The following is a 15789-nucleotide window of genomic DNA, read 5'->3' on the forward strand; positions in this document are numbered from 1 at the left end:
CCCGCAGCGTCGCCCGGCCGTGCCGGCGCGGGCCGCGCGCCCCGCCCGTCCCGTCCCGGAGCGGCCGTGATCACCCTCGAACCGGTCGCCGCACCCGACGCGCCGCTGGCCCGGCGCAACCCCGTGGCCAAGCTCGCCGCGGCGCTGGTGTTCTCGTTCATCCTCGTCGCCACCCTGGACCCGGTGGCCCCGGCGATCGCCATCGCCGTCGAGCTGGCCGTGCTGCCGCTGTTCGGGGTCCGCTTCCGGGTGCTGGCCCGGCGTGCCTGGCCGCTGCTGGTCGGCGCGGTCGGCATCGTGGTGACGCTGGTGCTCTTCGCGGCCGAGCGCTCCGGCCGGGTGCTGGTCGAGGCCGGCCCCGCGGTGGTCACCTCCGGGGTGCTGCTCACCGCGCTCGGCCTGGTGCTGCGCATGTTCGCCGTGGCGCTGCCCGGCGTGATCGTGTTCGCCACCACCGACCCCACCGACCTGGCGGACGCCCTGATCCAGAACGCGAAGGCGCCGGCCCGGTTCGCCATCGGGGCGTTGGCGGCGTTCCGGCTGGTGCCGCTGCTCGGGCAGGAGTGGCAGATGATCGCCATGGCCCGCCGCGCCCGCGGGGTGGCGGCGGGACGCAACCCGCTGGCGAAGCTGCGGCTGTTCGTCTCCACCGCCTTCGCCCTGCTGGTCGGGGCGATCCGCCGGGGCACCCGGCTGGCCGTGGCGATGGACGCCCGCGGCTTCGACGCCGGCACCCCGCGTACGGTCGCCCGGCGGCAACGCTTCGTCGCCGCCGACGGGCTGCTGATCGCCGGGGCGGCGCTGCTGGCCGGCGCGGCGCTGGCGGTCAGCGTCCTGGCGGGCACCTTCCGGCCGCTGATCGGCTGAGGGCGGCGGCTGCCGGCGCCACGGCCACGGTGGCGAGGCCCAGCGTTCTGTCGCCCTACCGGCGCCGGAGCTGGGCCACGCCGGTCTGGTACGCCAACACGACGGCCTGCACCCGGTCGCGCACCCCGAGCTTGGCGAAGATGCGGTTGACGTGCGTCTTCACCGTCGCCTCGCCGAGGAAGAGCTGGTGGGCGATCTCCCGGTTGGACAGGCCGTCGGCCATCATCCGCAGCACCTCCGTCTCCCGGGCGGTCAGCTCCGCCAGGCCCGGGCTGCCCGCGGTCGCCGCAGGCGCCGTCGCCGTGTAGTGGTCGATCAGCCTGCGGGTGATCGACGGGGACAGCAGCGCGTCGCCACGCGCGGCGGCCTGCAGGGCGCCCGCGAGATCCTTCGGCGGGGTGGTCTTGAGCATGAATCCGGACGCGCCGGCCCGCAGCGCCCGGTAGACGTACTCGTCCAGGTCGAAGGTGGTCAGCACGATGATCCGGATGTCGGCGCACTCCGCCAGGATCCGCTCCGTCGCGGCGATGCCGTCCAGCCGCGGCATGTGGATGTCCATCAGGACGACGTCGGGCTTGAGGCGTGCCGCGAGCAGCACGGCGTCCTCGCCGTCGGCCGCGTCGGCGACCACCTCGATGTCGGGCTGCGCGCCGAGGATCATCCGGAGTCCGCCGCGGACGAGGGCCTCGTCATCGGCGATGAGCACCCGGGTCACGCCGTCGTGCCCGTCGGAGAGAGCGCGGGCGCCGAGCCGTCGAGACCCAACGGAAGCTCCACACGGACCTCGAAGCCGCCCTGCTCGCGCGGGCCCGCGACGACCGTGCCGCCGAACAGCTCGGCCCGTTCCCGGATGCCGGTCAGCCCGTGGCCGGTGCCGACGCCACGGCGGGTGGGACCGGGCCCGTCGTCGACGACGTGCAGCCGGAGCCGGGTGTCGCCCACGTCGATCGAGACGTCGACGGTCGCGCCGGGGGCGTGCCTGGCGGCGTTCGTCAGCGCCTCCTGGAGGATCCGGTAGGCGTTGACGTCGGCGGCGACCGGGACCGGGCCGAGATCGCCCGTGACGGTGACCTCGACCCGCCCGCCGGCGACCCGTACCGCGGTGGTCAACGCGTCGAGCTGCCGCAGCGAGGGCAGTCCCTCCGGCACCGGTTCCGAGCCGCGCAGGATGACCAGCAGCCGGCGCAGTTCGGTGACCACATCGCGCCCCACGTCCTGCACCGCCTCCAGTGACTCGCGGGCCTGGCGCGTGTCCGAGTCGAGCACGGCCTCGGCCGCGCCGGCCTGCAGCACCATCGCCGAGACGCCGTGCGAGACGATGTCGTGCAGTTCCCGGGCCACCCGCAGCCGTTCGTCCGTCCGCGCGGCGGCCTCCCGCTCGGCGGCCAACGCGACCAGACGCACCGCCTGCGCGCGGCGCATCCGGACCGCGTAGCCCGGACCCAGCACCGCGAGCGCGACGAACACGATGAACACCCAGTCCGAGTCCCCGGCGGCGGTGTTCTCGACGCCGAGTGCGACGAAGTAGCTGACCGTGGCGACGGTCGGTGCGGCGCGTCCCCCCACGGCGACGCAGCCGAAGCAGGCGAGGAGCAGCGCCAGGAGCGGCACGACGGGCCATTCCGGGAGGACGGGCGTGAAGCTCTGCGCGGTGAAACAGGCGCCGGCGAGGACGGCCGCCGCTCGCGGGTACGTCGTGCAGACCGCCACCGCGAGGCCGTAGCCGGCGAGCAGCACGGTGAGCACGGCGAGCCAGCCGGCCGGCAGCGCCGCGAGGTCGGGCCCCTGGCCTTCGACGTAGCCGGCGATCGGAACGTACAGCTCGGCCAGGCCGAACCCGAACAGCGCGAGACCGGCGACCGTGGCGACGACGAGACCCCGCGGGAGACGTCGGTTGTCGAGGACGGCGGACATGGTGCGAAGGGTATCGGCGGCGCCCGAGGCCGGGCGTCCACCCACGGGTGTAGAAGGCCTGGCAGAACGCTCCACCCTCGGCTCAACCCGTCGGCCGACGATCGGGCCCCGGGCCGGCTCCTACCGTCCACCACACACTTTCCGAGGGGAGACACGATGGATGACAGGACCGGGCGACGGTACGGCCGGCGGCTGACGGCGGTCGCGCTGGCCGCGGCCGGCGTCCTCTACGGCGTCGCGAATGCGTTCTACTGGGTGATGTTCCCGGACGACGTGTCCGAAACCGCCGGCAACGTGGCGGTGGCCGCCGGGAACCTCGGCGCGTGGCGGGTGGAGACCGTCCTGTTCGCCCTGGCGCACCTGCTGCTGCTGCCGGCGATGGCCGGCCTGGCCGTGGCGCTCGGCCGACACAGGCCGCTGGTCGCCACGGTCGGCGGCAGCATCACCCTGCTCGGCCTCTACTTCTCCACCGTCCACCTCTGGCACTACAACGCCTTCCTCGGAGCCCTCGCCGCCGCCGACGTCGACGCCGAGGCCGTCCGACCGGTCGTCGACGCCCTCGACAACGACCCGTTCGTGATGGCGTCGTTCGCCATGTGGCTGCTGGGCTGGATGATCGGCCTCCTGGTGCTGGCCTTCGGGGCCTGGCGGGCCGGCCTGGTGTCGCTGTGGGTGCCGCTCGTCCTCACCGGCGGGCAGGTCCTCGAATTCGTCAGCGACGGGGTTCCGCTCAAGATCGTGGTGAGCGTGCTGATGGCGGTCGGGTTGTCCGGCCTGGCGTTCGGCGTCGGCCGGCAGCGCCCGGCCGACGCGGCGGGCCGGACGGAGGCACCGGTGGCCGCGCACTCCTGACCGGCCGGGGTGACGGGGCGGGGTCGCGGCGTCATCCGCGGCCCCGCCCCCGGGTTTCCCGGCCCGCCGTCGTCGGCCGCGCCAACGGCAGGATCCGGCTCCGCCTGCTGGTTTCTGGACGTCGTCCTGGCGGTGGGCCTGCTCGTCAGCTGCGCCGGAAGGCGTACCGGCGGGCCTGGGGTGCCTGCTGGCTCCGGCCCCCGGGGTTGCGGGCCCCGGCACCCCGCGCGGGCGGACCGGCCTTCGTCGGCGGCGTCGCGGGCAGCGCCGGGACCGACGCCGGGGCGACCGCGATCGCGTCCATCTCGATCGGCGTCAGGTCCGCGACGGTCGGCTTCGGCGTGACGGTGCGGGACTTCTTCGGGTTGCGCTTGGCGGGCATCCGGGCCTCCTCGGTCTGCGGACCGTCCCGTCGTCTGATCGGACGGGCCGCGGGTCGGTGACCGTCGCGCGACGGTCGGGCGGAATCGGGACTGCTCCCCGGGTGCGACCACGAAGGACACCGCCGCCTCGGCGGCAGGGTGGGAATGCGGACGCCCGGGAGCACGCGGACCCGCGGCAGCAGGGCGGCGGGCCGGCTCGGAGATGGGGCGTCAGTTGCGCATGCCCACACGCTAACCCCACGGCACGGCCCCGCGCATCCGAATTACCGGCACGAGCGGCATGCTCGCCCGGTGACGCACCGCGACGCGGAGGTGTCGGGCTGTCGCACATCCGCACCGCGCCCGCCTCCCGCCGCGATACGGTCGCAGCGGCGGCTGTGAACGGCGGAAGGCGGCAGACGGATGGCCGAGGGGGCGGCGGCGCGGATCGGCGTGACCGGGCTGGCGGTGATGGGCCGGAACCTGGCCCGGAACCTGGCCCGCAACGGCTTCACCGTGGCGCTGCACAACCGCTCGCCGGAGCGCACCCGCAGCCTCGTCGCGGAGCACGGCGACGAGGGGACCTTCCTGCCCGCCGAGTCGATGGCGGACTTCGTCGCCTCGCTGGAGCGGCCGAGGGCGGTGATCGTGATGGTCAAGGCGGGCGGGCCCACCGACGCCGTGATCGACGAACTGATGCCACTGCTCGACCCCGGCGACATCGTCGTGGACTGCGGCAACGCGCACTTCGCCGACACCCGCCGGCGGGAGGAGGCGCTGCGGGCCCACGGGCTGCACTTCGTCGGCACCGGCGTCTCCGGCGGCGAGGAGGGTGCGCTGCGCGGCCCGAGCATCATGCCCGGCGGGTCGGCGGAGTCCTACCGCACGCTCGGCCCGATCTTCGAGAGGATCGCCGCGCAGGTGGACGGGGTGCCGTGCTGCCGGCACATCGGGCCGGACGGCGCCGGGCACTTCGTCAAGATGGTGCACAACGGCATCGAGTACGCCGACATGCAGCTCATCGCCGAGGCGTACGACCTGCTGCGGGCCGGGCCGGGCGCGGAGCCGGCGGAGATCGCGGAGATCTTCCGCGACTGGAACTCCGGCGAGCTGGAGTCCTTCCTCATCGAGATCACCGCGGACGTGCTGGCGCACACCGATTCCGCCACCGGGCGGGCGTTCGTGGACGTCGTGCTGGACCGTGCCGAGCAGAAGGGCACCGGCCGCTGGACGGTGCAGAGCGCCCTCGATCTGGGCATCCCCATCACCGGCATCGCCGAGGCGACGTTCGCCCGGTCGTTGTCCGGGCACGCCGACCAGCGGGCGGCGGCGCGCGGGGCGTTCCCGGACGCGGGCGGCACGTGGCAGGTCGGCGACCGGGACACCTTCGTCGAGGACGTCCGCCGCGCGCTGCTCGCCTCCAAGATCGTCGCGTACGCGCAGGGCTTCGACCACATCCGGGCCGGCTCCCGGGAGTACGACTGGGGCATCGACCTGGGCGGCACCGCGACGATCTGGCGGGGCGGCTGCATCATCCGCGCCCGCTTCCTCGACCACATCCGGCAGGCGTACGACGAGCGGCCGGAGCTGCCGACGCTGCTGGTCGCGCCGTGGTTCGCCGACACCGTCAACGACGGCGTGCCGAGCTGGCGGAGGGTGGTTGCCGAGGCGGCCCGGGCCGGGGTGCCGGCGCCGGCGTTCGCCTCGTCGCTGGCGTACTTCGACGCGCTGCGCGCCGAGCGCCTCCCGGCGGCGCTGATCCAGGGGCTGCGGGACAACTTCGGCGCGCACACCTACCACCGCGTGGACCGCGACGGCACCTTCCACACCCTCTGGTCCGGCGACCGCTCCGAAATCCAGGCCTGACCCACCCCACCCCGGCGAGAAGGGGTGGCGGAGGTGGCCGGTCAGGCGATGGTGGCGTGCATCTCCCAGACCAGGATCTCGGCCGGCTCGGTGGCGGTGACCCGTCGCCCGCCCGTCATGGTGAGCCGGGCGGCGTCGCCGGTGCCGAGCAGGCCGGCGCCCTCCAGGGTGACCGCGCCGGTCGGCACGTAGAGATGGACGAAGGGCGCGTCCGGGAGATCGACCTCGTCGCCGGGGCGCAGCCGGGCGGCGTGCAGGGCGGCGAAGCGGTTCCGGATCCGGATCGCCGCGGCACCGTCGTGGCGGTCCATCCCGGAGGCGACGGGCACCAGGCCGCCGCGCAGCAGCTCGTCGTGGATCTCGAGCTGTTCGTAGCCGGGGTCGATGCCCTGCTCGTCCGGGAGCACCCACATCTGCACGAAGTGGACGGGATCGGTGTGCGGGTCGCGGCCGTCGAGCCGCCAGGAGTCGTTCTTCTCCGAGTGCAGGATGCCGGTGCCGGCGCTCATCCGCTGCGCCAGCCCCGGGTAGATCACGCCGGAGTGACCGGTGGAGTCCTGGTGCACCAGCGACCCGCGCAACACCCAGGTCACGATCTCCATGTCCTGGTGCGGGTGGGTCTCGAAGCCGGCGCCCGGCCGGACCACGTCGTCGTTGTTGACCAGCAGCAGACCGTGGTGGGTGTTGGCCGGGTCGTAGTGCCGGGAGAACGAGAACGAGTGCTTCGAGTCGAGCCAGGAGATCCGGGTGGCGAAGCGGTCGTCGGCCCGCCGGACGTCGACGGCCGGAGCGGGGGCGGTCACCGCGTCACCGGTCGGCGGCCCGACGCCGCCCCGGGATCGACCGGCGCGGCCGGTGGGTCGGCGGGAGGCGTCACCAGGCACGCTGCCCGGTCTCGGTCGGCGCCCAGGTGAGCGCCGGTTCACCCGTGGCCAGCTCGCCGATCTCGCCGGAGCGCGGCTGCGGCGCGTGGCCGAGCTCGTGGCAGTGCTGCTCGGCGATCTCGGCGCAGATCTCGGCCACCTGCGCGCAGATCGGGTCACCGAGGTCGGCGGCGTTCAGCGCCATGATCATCTTGTACCGGAGATCCCGCATCCCCACCCCCGAGGCTCGACGCGGTCCGGGGCACCCACCCCGTCCCCGATCCTAGGCACCCCCACCCCTCACCCACCCCGAAACCCCCGAACCCGCCCCCAGCCGGGCATGCGGTTCCGGTGGCCGCCTCCACGGCGAAGGCGAAGATCGCACCCAGGCGACGGCCCGGTAGGACGCTTTCGCGAGGCACCACAAGCGCGTGGTCGCCAGGCGGGGTGGCGGCGGGGACGGGCGGACGGGGAGGGGAGGTCAGCGTCGCGGGGAGCGACGCTGACCGGCCGGGTCAGAAGAAGCGGCGGCGCTTCGCCTTCCGCGGGCGGAGCATGTCGGCACCCTTGGTGAGCAGGCGGCTCACCCCGGACGGGCCGCGGCGGGCCTCCAGCGTGTGACTGAGCCGACGCGCGCCGGCCGCCGCCAGCGGCACCGCGACCGCCATCAACGCCCACTGGGCAATACGCTTCTGGATCATGTGGGTTCACCTCCGTCAGTGGCTGCTGACCGGAGAGGTACCCCGCGCGGCGGAGCGGTAAGCCTCAGGACGGCGGGGCGACCGGGTTGGGCAGCGCGCCGCCGAAGCGGCGGTCCCGCTGGGCGTACAGCTCGCAGGCGTACCAGAGGTGCCGGCGGTCGAAGTCGGGCCACAGCGTGTCGAGGAACACCAGTTCGGCGTACGCGGTCTGCCAGAGCAGGTAGTTGGAGATCCGCTGCTCGCCGGAGGGGCGGAGGAAGAGGTCCACCTCGGGGACCTCCGGGTGGTAGAGGTACTTCGTCACCGTCTTCTCGGTGACCTTCGCCGGGTCGAGCCTGCCCGCGGCCGCGTCCCGGGCGATCGCGGCGGCGGCGTCGGCGATCTCGGCCTGCCCGCCGTAGTTGACGCAGAACTGGAGGGTCAGGGTGGAGTTGCCCCGGGACATCTCCTCCGCCGTCTGCAGCTCGGAGATGACGCTCTTCCAGAGCCGGCCGGCCCGGCCGGACCAGACCACCCGCACCCCCAGGTCGACCAGCTGGTCGCGGCGGCGGCGGATGACGTCCCGGTTGAAGCCCATCAGGAACCGGACCTCGTCCGGCGAGCGCCGCCAGTTCTCGGTGGAGAAGGCGTACGCCGACAGGTAGGGAATGCCAAGCTCGATGGCGCCCTCGATGGTGTCGAACAGGGAGTGCTCCCCCGCCTCGTGGCCCTTGGTGCGAGGCAGCCCGCGCTCCTTGGCCCACCGGCCGTTGCCGTCCATCACCACGGCGACGTGCCGGGGCACCGCCTCGGCGGGCAACGCCGGCGGCCGGGCGCCCGAGGGGTGCGGTGTCGGCGGCACCGGCTCGCGCCGGCCGGCCCTCATCGATCGGATCACTCGGCTCTCTCCCTGCTCACGCCATCCGCTCCGGCCCCCACGCCCCGCGGCGGCGGGACCGGGCCGGCCGCCGGGGCACCCCGGTCGACCAGCGGCAGCGAGCGTAGCGCGCGCTCCAGGTGCCACTGCAGGTGCGCCGCGACGAGGCCGCTGCACTCCCGGCGTACGCCGGTCTCGGTGGCGTCGGCGACCCGCCAGTCGCCGCTGGTCAGCGCGGACATCAGGTCGATGGTGGCCGGGGCGGGATGGGCCGCGCCGGGGGGCCGGCAGTCCGGGCAGACCGCGCCCCCGGCCGGTACGGAGAACGCCCGGTGCCGCCCGGGCGTGCCGCAGACGGCGCAGGCGGTCAGCGCCGGCGCCCAGCCCGCGAGGGCCATCCCGCGCAGCAGGTACGCGTCGAGCACCAGGGTGGTGTCGTGGCTGCCCTCGGCGAGCGCCCGCAGCGCGCCGAGGGTGAGCTGGAACAGCCGCAGCGACGGCTCCCGCTCCACCGGGGTGAGCCGCTCGGCGGTCTCGGCGATCGCGCTGGCGGCCGTGTAGCGGGGGTAGTCGCCGAGGAACCGCTTGCCGTAGAGGTCGATGCCCTCGACCTGGCTGACCGTGTGCAGCGAGCTGCCCTGGTTGCCCTTCGGGTCGCCGGCGAGCTGGAGGTCGACGTGCCCGAACGGCTCCAGCCGGGCGCCGAACTTGCTGGTGGTGCGGCGGATCCCGCGGGCCACCGCCCGCAGCCGGCCGTGCCGGCGGGTGAGCAGGGTGATGATCCGGTCGGACTCGCCGAGCTTCTGCACGCGCAGGACCACCGCGTCGTCGCGGTAGAGCTGTCGGCGGTACCCGGCCATCGGACCATTCTCCCTCGGGGTGCGAAATCAGGGTCGGCTCGGGGTGGACGCGCGAAGAACCCCCGATGCGCGGCGCGCGCCGTGCCTCGTAGCGTGCTCGCATGGCTCTCCACCGGACCGCCGCGGCGCTCGCCGCGGCCGCCACCCTGATCGTCGTCGCCGGGTGCGACAACCTGGCCTCCCGTCGGCTCGACTACGACAACACCGAAGCGGCCCGGATCACCGCCATCCGGGTGCTTCCGGGGTCCGGCGACGTGACCGTCCGCACCACCGGCACGGACGACGAGGTGCGGATCAAGCGGGTGGTGCGCTACCACGGCGGCCAGCCCGACACCACGTACGAGATCAACGGCACCGAACTGATGCTGGACACCGACTGCGGCAAGGACTGCAGCGTCTCCTACGACGTCACCGCCCCGGAGGGGGTGAGCGTGACGGGCGAGACCGGCTCCGGTGACGTCCACCTGACCAAGGTCGGCGCGGTGGAGATCCGGCTCGGTTCCGGCAACGTCCGGGTGACCGGCGCCGACGGCCCCGTCGTGGCGGAGACCGGCTCGGGTGACGTCAGGGTGACCGGCGCCGCCGGCGCGGTCACCGTCACGACCGGCTCCGGCAACATCGACGTGGACGGCGCCCCGGGCGCCGTGACCCTGCGCGCCGGCTCCGGCGACATCACCGGGCGCCGCCTCGGCGCCGGGGTGGACGCCGAGGCGGGCTCCGGCAACATCACCGTCGACCTGGCCGCGCCCGCCTCGGCGCGTACGCACACCTCCAGCGGCGACATCAAGCTCGTCGTACCCACGGCCCGCTACCAGATCCGTTCCGCGGCCGGCGGCGGCGAGACCCGGCTGGGCGTGACCCACGATCCGACCGCCTCGCTGGTGCTCGACATCTCCACCGGCGGCGGCGACCAGACGGTCACCCAGCGCTGATCTCGACGGTCTGCGGATCCCGGGCGGCGCGCGGCGACGGCACGCCGGCCCGCCCGGTGGCCGGAACGGACCGCGCGGCGGGGGCCGGGGCGGGCGGCGCCCCGGCGCCGGTCGGGGCGGGTGTACCGGCGCCGGTCGGGGCGGGTGTACCGGCGCCGGTCGGGGCGGGTGAACCGGCACCGGTCGGGGCGGATGGCCCGGTGCGGGCCGGTGCGGGGCGGGAGCCGCCGGGAAACAGCTCCGGCGGCCGGCGGGCCGCCACGTCCTCCACCCAGCCGACCAGGGCGGTCACCACCGCGACCAGGGCGAAGACCAGGACCACCCGGACCGCCAGGCCGAGCGGATCCTGGTGCGACCAGCCCACCACGTCCACCAGCGGGGTGAGCACCGCCACGAACGGCATGTGCCACAGGTAGACGGTGAGCGCCCGCCGGTTGAACACGGTCACGACCCGACCGAACACGGCCCTGCGGTCCACCCATCGCGCGCCCGCCGGCGCCCGCCCGAGCAGGACGAGGATGAAGGCCGCCGACCAGAGGGCGTTGCCCAGGGGGTTGTCGTTCAGGTCGTACCCGCGGGGTCCGGGGTGGGTGACGATCCAGGCGGCCCCGGCGGCGGCGAGGGCCAGCGCGACGGGCACCAGCACCCGGGTGGCCAGGCGACGCAGCATGCCGGCCTGGTGGGCGAAGCCGAGCAGCCAGGCGCCGAAGTAGAGCCCGAAGTGGTGCAGCGCCCCCGGCAGCGCCGGCAGCAGGCCCAGCTCGGCCGCGGCGAGCATGGCGTACGGGGCGACCAGCGTGGGCACCGGGGCGCGCCGGAACAGCCAGAGGGCGACCGGGGAGGCGAGCACGAACCAGAGGTAGTCGCGCAGGTACCAGATCACGCTCAGCGCGATCGCCCCCCAGCCGTTGGCCGGCGGATCGGCGACGGGGAAGAGCCAGAGCAGCACCTTCGGGCTCAGCGGCAGCCCGGTGAGCAGCATGGCGGGTACGAAGACCGCGGCGACCACCCAGAGTGACGGCAGCAGGCGACGCAGCCGGCGTACGACCGCCCCCGGCCCCCACCGTTGCAGCGAGGCGGCCATCAGCGAGCCGGCGAGCGCGAACATCACCGACATCGCCGGGAAGACGAGGGTCAGGGTGGCCCATCCGGTGACGTGGTAGACCACGACTCGAACGATGGCCAGGAAGCGGAGCAGGTCAAGGTATCGGTTTCGCATCAGCCTGCATCTATGTCCGGGGGCACGGGGGCTGGTCCTTCCCCTACCCTCCGGAGCGGCCCCGGCAAACCGTCAGCACCCCACGTGAACGTGACATCTTCCACCCGGCCGACCGACATCGATCATGCCCGGGTCGCCGGGCCGGGATGCACCCGGCCCGGCGACCGGTCAGAATCCCAGCTTGCGCAGCTGCTTCGGGTCCCGCTGCCAGTCCTTCGCCACCCGGACGTGCAGGTCGAGGTAGACCCGGGTGCCGAGCAGCTCCTCGATCTGCCGCCGCGCGGTCGTGCCGACCTCCTTGAGCCGGCTGGCCCGGTGGCCGATCACGATCGCCTTCTGGCTGGGCCGCTCGACGTACACGTCGGCGTAGATCTTCATGAGCTTGCCCTCGGGGACCATCTCCTCGACGACCACCGCGATGGAGTGCGGCAGCTCGTCACGGACGCCCTCCAGGGCCGCCTCCCGGATCAGCTCGGCGACCAGCACCTGCTCCGGGTCGTCGGTGAGCATGTCGTCCGGGTAGAGCTGCGGCGACTCGGGCAGGTAGCGGGTCATCACCTCGACGAGGGTGTCCACCTGGTGCCCGGAGACCGCGCTGACCGGCACCACCTCGGCGAACTCGCCCAGCTCGCTGACGGCGAGCAACTGCTCGGCCAGCCGCCTGCGGTCCACCAGGTCGGTCTTGGTGACCACCGCCAGCACCGTGGCCTTCAGCTCGGCCAGCTCGCCGGTGATGAACCGGTCGCCGCGCCCGATCGGCTCGTCCGCAGGGATGCAGAGGCCGATCACGTCGACCTCGCTCCAGGTCTGTCGGACCAGGTCGTTGAGGCGCTCGCCGAGCAGCGTGCGGGGGCGGTGCAGGCCCGGGGTGTCGACCAGCACGAGCTGGGAGTCCGGGCGGTGCAGGACGGCCCGGATGACGTGCCGGGTGGTCTGCGGCTTGTTCGAGGTGATGGCGATCTTCTGCCCGACGATCGCGTTGGTCAGCGTCGACTTCCCGGCGTTCGGGCGGCCGACGAAACAGGCGAAACCGGCCCGGTAGGGGCGCTGCTCCAGGTCGCTCACGCCGCGGCCCCGCCCCGCTCGCCGGCCGCCGTCCGCCCGCTCACTCGACCACCGTGCCCAGGACGGTGCCGTCCGGCGCGGCCACGTGGATCGGCGCGTCGACCGCGAGGTCCCGCACCGCCGCGTGCCCGGCGCCGTCCAGCGTCGACGCCTCGGTCACCACCACGGCGGCCTCCAGCCGGCTCGCGCCGGCCGCCGCCGCCGAGGCCACCGCGAGCTGGAGCGCGGTGATCGTCAGCGAGGGCAGCGAGACGCTGGCCGCGGCGTACGTCCGCCCGTCCTGGTCGCGTACCGCCGCGCCCTCCACGGCGCCCACCCGGCCGCGCGCGCCCCGGGCCAGGACGACCAGCTTGCCGTCCTCGGCGCTCAGCTCGATCGGGTCGGACGGGGTGGGCCGGGCGGCCGGTACGGCGGGTGACTCAGGCATCGGCGGGTTGCCTCTCCTCGGATCGGTTCGTGTCGCCCCGGGGCTCGGCGTGCTCGCCGCGGCCCGGGCCGTCCTGCGTGTCGGTCGACTCCACCCGGCTCACCAGCACGGTGTCGATCCGGTTGCGTCGGCCGGTGGTGCCCTCGGCGACCAGCCGGAGCCCGGCGACCTCGACCTGCGCCCCCGGGATCGGGACGCGGCCCAGGGACTGGGCGAGCAGGCCGCCGACGGTCTCCACCTCGTCGGTGGGCAGCTCGGTGTCGAACAGCTCGCCCAGGTCCTCCACCGGGAGCCGCGCGGTGACCCGCACCGCCCCGTCGTCGAGGTGCTCGACCGGCGGGCGCTCGACATCGTACTCGTCGGTGATCTCGCCGACGATCTCCTCCAGGATGTCCTCGATGGTGACCAGCCCCCCGGTGCCGCCGTACTCGTCGACGACGATGACCAGGTGGTTGCGGGCGGCCTGCATCTCCGAGAGCAGGTCGTCGACCGGCTTGGACTCCGGCACGAAGGTGGCGGGGCGCATCAGCTCGGCGACCGGGAGCTGGCGGTCCTCCGGGGCGCCGCCCTGGGTGCGCCGGATCAGGTCCTTGAGGTAGAGCACGCCGAGCACGTCGTCGACGCTCTCGCCGATGACCGGGATCCGGGAGAACCCGGAGCGCAGGAAGAGCGCCAGCGCCTGGGAGAGCGTCTTGCGCTCCTCGATCCACACCATCTCGGTGCGCGGCACCATCACCTCGCGGGCGATCGTGTCGCCGAGCGCGAAGACGGAGTGGATCATCTGGCGCTCGCCGTGCTCCACGACGCCGCGCTGCTCGGCGAGGTCGACCAGCTCGCGCAGCTCCACCTGGGTGGCGAACGGCCCCTCCCGGAAGCCGCGCCCCGGGGTGACCGCGTTGCCGATCAGGATCAGCAGCGAGGCGAGCGGGTTCAGCGCCCGGCCCAGCCAGCGGACCAGGGGCGCGACGGACCGCCCGACCACGTACGCGTGCTGCCGGCCGAGGGTGCGCGGACCGACTCCGACCACCACGAAGCTGATCACGGTCATCGCGCCGGCGGTGACCAGCGCCGCGCGCCAGCCCGCGCCGAAGGTGTCCACCGCGACGAGCGCCACCAGCGTGGTGGCGGTCAGCTCGGCGAGCAGCCGCAGCAGCAGGAGCAGGTTGAGGTGGCGGACCACGTCCCCGGCGACGGCCTGGAGCGTGCGCGCGCCCCGTACGCCGTCGCGGGCCAGCTCGGCGGCGCGGGCGGGCGAGACCGCGGCGAGGGCCGCCTCGGTCATCGCGATCAGGCCGGCCAGCACCACCAGGCCGGCCGCGGAGACCAGCAGTTGCAGGTCGGGCAGGCCGGTGGCGCCGGCCGCCAGTGTCGGGGTGTCCATCACCGGGACCGGGTCGACCGCCAGCTCGCCAGCAGTCGGGCCTGGAGCGCGAACATCTCCCGCTCCTCCTCCGGCTCGGCGTGGTCGTAGCCGAGCAGGTGCAGCACGCCGTGCACGGTGAGCAGGTGCAGCTCGTCGGCGGCGGAGTGGCCGGCGGTGGCCGCCTGCTTGGCCGCCACCTCCGGGCAGAGCACGATGTCGCCGAGCAGCGCCGGCTCGCCGGCGGCGTTCGACTCGCCGGGCCCGTGGTCGACGCTGCCCTCGTCCATGGGGAAGGCGAGCACGTCGGTCGGGCCGTCGCCGCCCATCCAGCGGTGGTTCAGCTCGGTCATGTAGTCGATGTCGACCAGCAGCACGGACAGCTCGGCGAGGGGGTTGACCCCCATCTCGTCGAGGGCGTGCCGGGCGACGGCGAGCACGGCGTCGGTGTCGACGTCGACGCCGGACTCGTTGGCGATCTCGATGGACAACAGTCTTCCCTCGGTGGTCTAGCGGCGCCGGCCGGCCCGGCCGCCCTGGGCTGTCCGCCCGGGCACGGCGTGCACGCTCTGCGCCTGCTGGTTCTCCCGCTCGGCGTCCCAGCGGGCGTACGCGTCGACGATCTCCCCGACCAGCCGGTGGCGGACCACGTCCGAGCTGGAGAGCTGGGCGAAGTGCACGTCCTCGACGTTCTCCAGGATCTCCCGGACCACCCGCAGGCCGCTGGTCGTGCCGCCGGGGAGGTCGACCTGGGTGACGTCACCGGTGACGACGATCTTGGAACCGAAGCCGAGCCGGGTGAGGAACATCTTCATCTGCTCGGGCGTGGTGTTCTGTGCCTCGTCGAGGATGATGAACGCGTCGTTGAGGGTACGCCCCCGCATGTACGCCAGCGGGGCGACCTCGATCGTGCCCGCCGCCATCAGCTTGGGGATGGTGTCGGGGTCGAGCATGTCGTGCAGCGCGTCGTAGAGCGGGCGCAGGTAGGGGTCGATCTTCTCGTTGAGCGTGCCGGGCAGGAAGCCGAGCCGCTCCCCCGCCTCGACCGCCGGCCGGGTGAGGATGATCCGGTTGACCTGCTTGGCCTGCAGGGCCTGGACGGCCTTGGCCATGGCCAGGTAGGTCTTGCCGGTGCCGGCGGGGCCGATGCCGAAGACGATGGTGTGCGCGTCGATCGCGTCGACGTAGCGCTTCTGCCCCAGCGTCTTGGGGCGGATGGTGCGCCCGCGCCGGGAGAGGATGTTGAGCGTCAGGACCTCGGCGGGCCGCTCGGCGCCGCCCTGCTCGAGCATGCCGACGGTACGCCGGACGGCGTCAGTGGTCAGGGTCTCGCCTTTCTCGATGAGTTCGAGCAGCTCGCTGAAGATCCGCTCGGCGAGGGCGTTGTCGGCGGGGGCGCCGGTGATGGTGATCTCGTTGCCCCGGACGTGCACGTCACTGTTGACCGAGCGCTCGACCAGTCGCAGGATCTCGTCGCCCGCGCCGAGCAGGTTGACCATGATCTTGGAATCCGGAACGGTGATCCTGGTCTGCACCCGGGGCGGGCCGGGAGGTGGGGTGCCGGTCATAGGTCGGGCCGAGGGGCCCTGCGCCACCTGCTCTCGATCTCGGCGCCGGGCCTGCTGGCGCGGCGCGCTGACGTTGC

At 74.0% G+C, this 15789-nt stretch carries 18 protein-coding genes; 4 read left to right on the forward strand and 14 right to left on the reverse strand.

Features of this window, described 5'->3' with window-relative positions; all coding sequences use genetic code 11:
* The first annotated feature begins 66 nt into the window (after positions 1-66).
* Positions 67-867, forward strand: a complete 801-nt coding sequence (locus tag ABT006_RS26815; protein WP_350710768.1) for an energy-coupling factor transporter transmembrane component T family protein — start codon at positions 67-69, stop codon at positions 865-867.
* Positions 868-922: 55 nt separating this feature from the next.
* On the opposite strand, the gene ABT006_RS26820 is transcribed toward ABT006_RS26815, so the two are convergent.
* Complete coding sequence (locus ABT006_RS26820; protein ID WP_350684807.1) at positions 923-1582, reverse strand: response regulator; 660 nt, start codon at positions 1580-1582, stop codon at positions 923-925.
* Positions 1579-2781, reverse strand: coding sequence for a sensor histidine kinase (locus tag ABT006_RS26825; RefSeq protein ID WP_350710770.1), 1203 nt, complete (start codon positions 2779-2781; stop codon positions 1579-1581). Before ABT006_RS26825 ends, ABT006_RS26820 begins: the two co-directional genes overlap by 4 nt.
* Positions 2782-2937: 156 nt before the next feature.
* Here ABT006_RS26825 and ABT006_RS26830 point away from each other — a divergent pair, with 156 nt between their 5' ends.
* Positions 2938-3633, forward strand: a complete 696-nt coding sequence (locus tag ABT006_RS26830; RefSeq protein ID WP_350710772.1) for a hypothetical protein — start codon at positions 2938-2940, stop codon at positions 3631-3633.
* A gap of 145 nt (positions 3634-3778) precedes the next feature.
* Here the strand turns inward: ABT006_RS26830 and ABT006_RS26835 are convergent, their stop codons facing one another.
* Positions 3779-4015, reverse strand: coding sequence for a hypothetical protein (locus ABT006_RS26835; RefSeq protein WP_350710774.1), 237 nt, complete (start codon positions 4013-4015; stop codon positions 3779-3781).
* A 403-nt stretch (positions 4016-4418) separates the two neighbouring features.
* Here ABT006_RS26835 and gnd point away from each other — a divergent pair, with 403 nt between their 5' ends.
* Entirely contained in the window at positions 4419-5861 is a 1443-nt protein-coding gene (gene gnd, locus ABT006_RS26840) for an NADP-dependent phosphogluconate dehydrogenase (RefSeq protein WP_350710776.1), read from the forward strand.
* A 41-nt stretch (positions 5862-5902) separates the two neighbouring features.
* Here the strand turns inward: gnd and ABT006_RS26845 are convergent, their stop codons facing one another.
* From ABT006_RS26845 to recO, 5 genes are all read right to left on the reverse strand, one after another.
* A complete protein-coding gene (locus ABT006_RS26845) occupies positions 5903-6664 on the reverse strand; it encodes a pirin family protein (RefSeq protein ID WP_350710778.1) in 762 nt (253 codons plus the stop codon).
* A gap of 70 nt (positions 6665-6734) precedes the next feature.
* Positions 6735-6956, reverse strand: a complete 222-nt coding sequence (locus tag ABT006_RS26850; protein ID WP_350710780.1) for a thioredoxin reductase — start codon at positions 6954-6956, stop codon at positions 6735-6737.
* 283 nt (positions 6957-7239) lie between these two features.
* A complete protein-coding gene (locus tag ABT006_RS26855) occupies positions 7240-7425 on the reverse strand; it encodes a hypothetical protein (RefSeq protein WP_350710782.1) in 186 nt (61 codons plus the stop codon).
* A gap of 64 nt (positions 7426-7489) precedes the next feature.
* On the reverse strand, positions 7490-8290 hold the full coding sequence (locus ABT006_RS26860) for an isoprenyl transferase (RefSeq protein ID WP_350710899.1): 801 nt from the start codon (positions 8288-8290) through the stop codon (positions 7490-7492).
* A gap of 8 nt (positions 8291-8298) precedes the next feature.
* Positions 8299-9141, reverse strand: coding sequence for a DNA repair protein RecO (gene recO, locus ABT006_RS26865; RefSeq protein WP_350710784.1), 843 nt, complete (start codon positions 9139-9141; stop codon positions 8299-8301).
* Between the two features lie 101 nt (positions 9142-9242).
* On the opposite strand from recO, the gene ABT006_RS26870 reads away from it, so the two are divergent.
* Complete coding sequence (locus ABT006_RS26870) at positions 9243-10073, forward strand: DUF4097 family beta strand repeat-containing protein (protein WP_350710785.1); 831 nt, start codon at positions 9243-9245, stop codon at positions 10071-10073.
* On the opposite strand, the gene ABT006_RS26875 is transcribed toward ABT006_RS26870, so the two are convergent.
* The 6 genes from ABT006_RS26875 to ABT006_RS26900 form a co-directional block, all read right to left on the reverse strand.
* Entirely contained in the window at positions 10060-11292 is a 1233-nt protein-coding gene (locus ABT006_RS26875) for an acyltransferase family protein (RefSeq protein ID WP_350710787.1), read from the reverse strand. The genes ABT006_RS26870 and ABT006_RS26875 overlap by 14 nt on opposite strands.
* Before the next feature lie 168 nt (positions 11293-11460).
* Positions 11461-12357 carry a GTPase Era gene (era, locus tag ABT006_RS26880; RefSeq protein WP_350710789.1) on the reverse strand — a complete coding sequence of 299 codons (897 nt, stop codon included), beginning with the start codon at positions 12355-12357 and terminating at the stop codon, positions 11461-11463.
* 40 nt (positions 12358-12397) lie between these two features.
* Positions 12398-12784 carry a cytidine deaminase-like protein gene (locus tag ABT006_RS26885; protein WP_350710790.1) on the reverse strand — a complete coding sequence of 129 codons (387 nt, stop codon included), beginning with the start codon at positions 12782-12784 and terminating at the stop codon, positions 12398-12400.
* Positions 12777-14189, reverse strand: a complete 1413-nt coding sequence (locus ABT006_RS26890; protein WP_466023965.1) for a hemolysin family protein — start codon at positions 14187-14189, stop codon at positions 12777-12779. The genes ABT006_RS26885 and ABT006_RS26890 overlap by 8 nt, the downstream gene beginning before the upstream one ends.
* Positions 14165-14635, reverse strand: a complete 471-nt coding sequence (gene ybeY, locus ABT006_RS26895; protein ID WP_350710794.1) for an rRNA maturation RNase YbeY — start codon at positions 14633-14635, stop codon at positions 14165-14167. The genes ABT006_RS26890 and ybeY overlap by 25 nt, the downstream gene beginning before the upstream one ends.
* A gap of 18 nt (positions 14636-14653) precedes the next feature.
* On the reverse strand, positions 14654-15712 hold the full coding sequence (locus ABT006_RS26900; protein ID WP_350710796.1) for a PhoH family protein: 1059 nt from the start codon (positions 15710-15712) through the stop codon (positions 14654-14656).
* Positions 15713-15789 lie beyond the last annotated feature (77 nt).

The sequence above is a fragment of the Micromonospora sp. NPDC002717 genome, assembly GCF_040295705.1.
Taxonomy (GTDB): Bacteria; Actinomycetota; Actinomycetes; order Mycobacteriales; family Micromonosporaceae; genus Micromonospora.

Coding starts and splice junctions, on each gene's coding strand:
- ABT006_RS26825 (WP_350710770.1), bottom strand. CDS start 2,781: ATGTCCGCCGTCCTCGACAACCGACGTCTCCCGCGGGGTCTCGTCGTC.
- ABT006_RS26830 (WP_350710772.1), top strand. CDS start 2,938: ATGGATGACAGGACCGGGCGACGGTACGGCCGGCGGCTGACGGCGGTC.
- ABT006_RS26835 (WP_350710774.1), bottom strand. CDS start 4,015: ATGCCCGCCAAGCGCAACCCGAAGAAGTCCCGCACCGTCACGCCGAAG.
- gnd (WP_350710776.1), top strand. CDS start 4,419: ATGGCCGAGGGGGCGGCGGCGCGGATCGGCGTGACCGGGCTGGCGGTG.
- ABT006_RS26850 (WP_350710780.1), bottom strand. CDS start 6,956: ATGCGGGATCTCCGGTACAAGATGATCATGGCGCTGAACGCCGCCGAC.
- ABT006_RS26855 (WP_350710782.1), bottom strand. CDS start 7,425: ATGATCCAGAAGCGTATTGCCCAGTGGGCGTTGATGGCGGTCGCGGTG.
- ABT006_RS26860 (WP_350710899.1), bottom strand. CDS start 8,290: ATGAGGGCCGGCCGGCGCGAGCCGGTGCCGCCGACACCGCACCCCTCG.
- recO (WP_350710784.1), bottom strand. CDS start 9,141: ATGGCCGGGTACCGCCGACAGCTCTACCGCGACGACGCGGTGGTCCTG.
- ABT006_RS26870 (WP_350710785.1), top strand. CDS start 9,243: ATGGCTCTCCACCGGACCGCCGCGGCGCTCGCCGCGGCCGCCACCCTG.
- ABT006_RS26875 (WP_350710787.1), bottom strand. CDS start 11,292: ATGCGAAACCGATACCTTGACCTGCTCCGCTTCCTGGCCATCGTTCGA.
- ABT006_RS26885 (WP_350710790.1), bottom strand. CDS start 12,784: ATGCCTGAGTCACCCGCCGTACCGGCCGCCCGGCCCACCCCGTCCGAC.
- ABT006_RS26900 (WP_350710796.1), bottom strand. CDS start 15,712: ATGACCGGCACCCCACCTCCCGGCCCGCCCCGGGTGCAGACCAGGATC.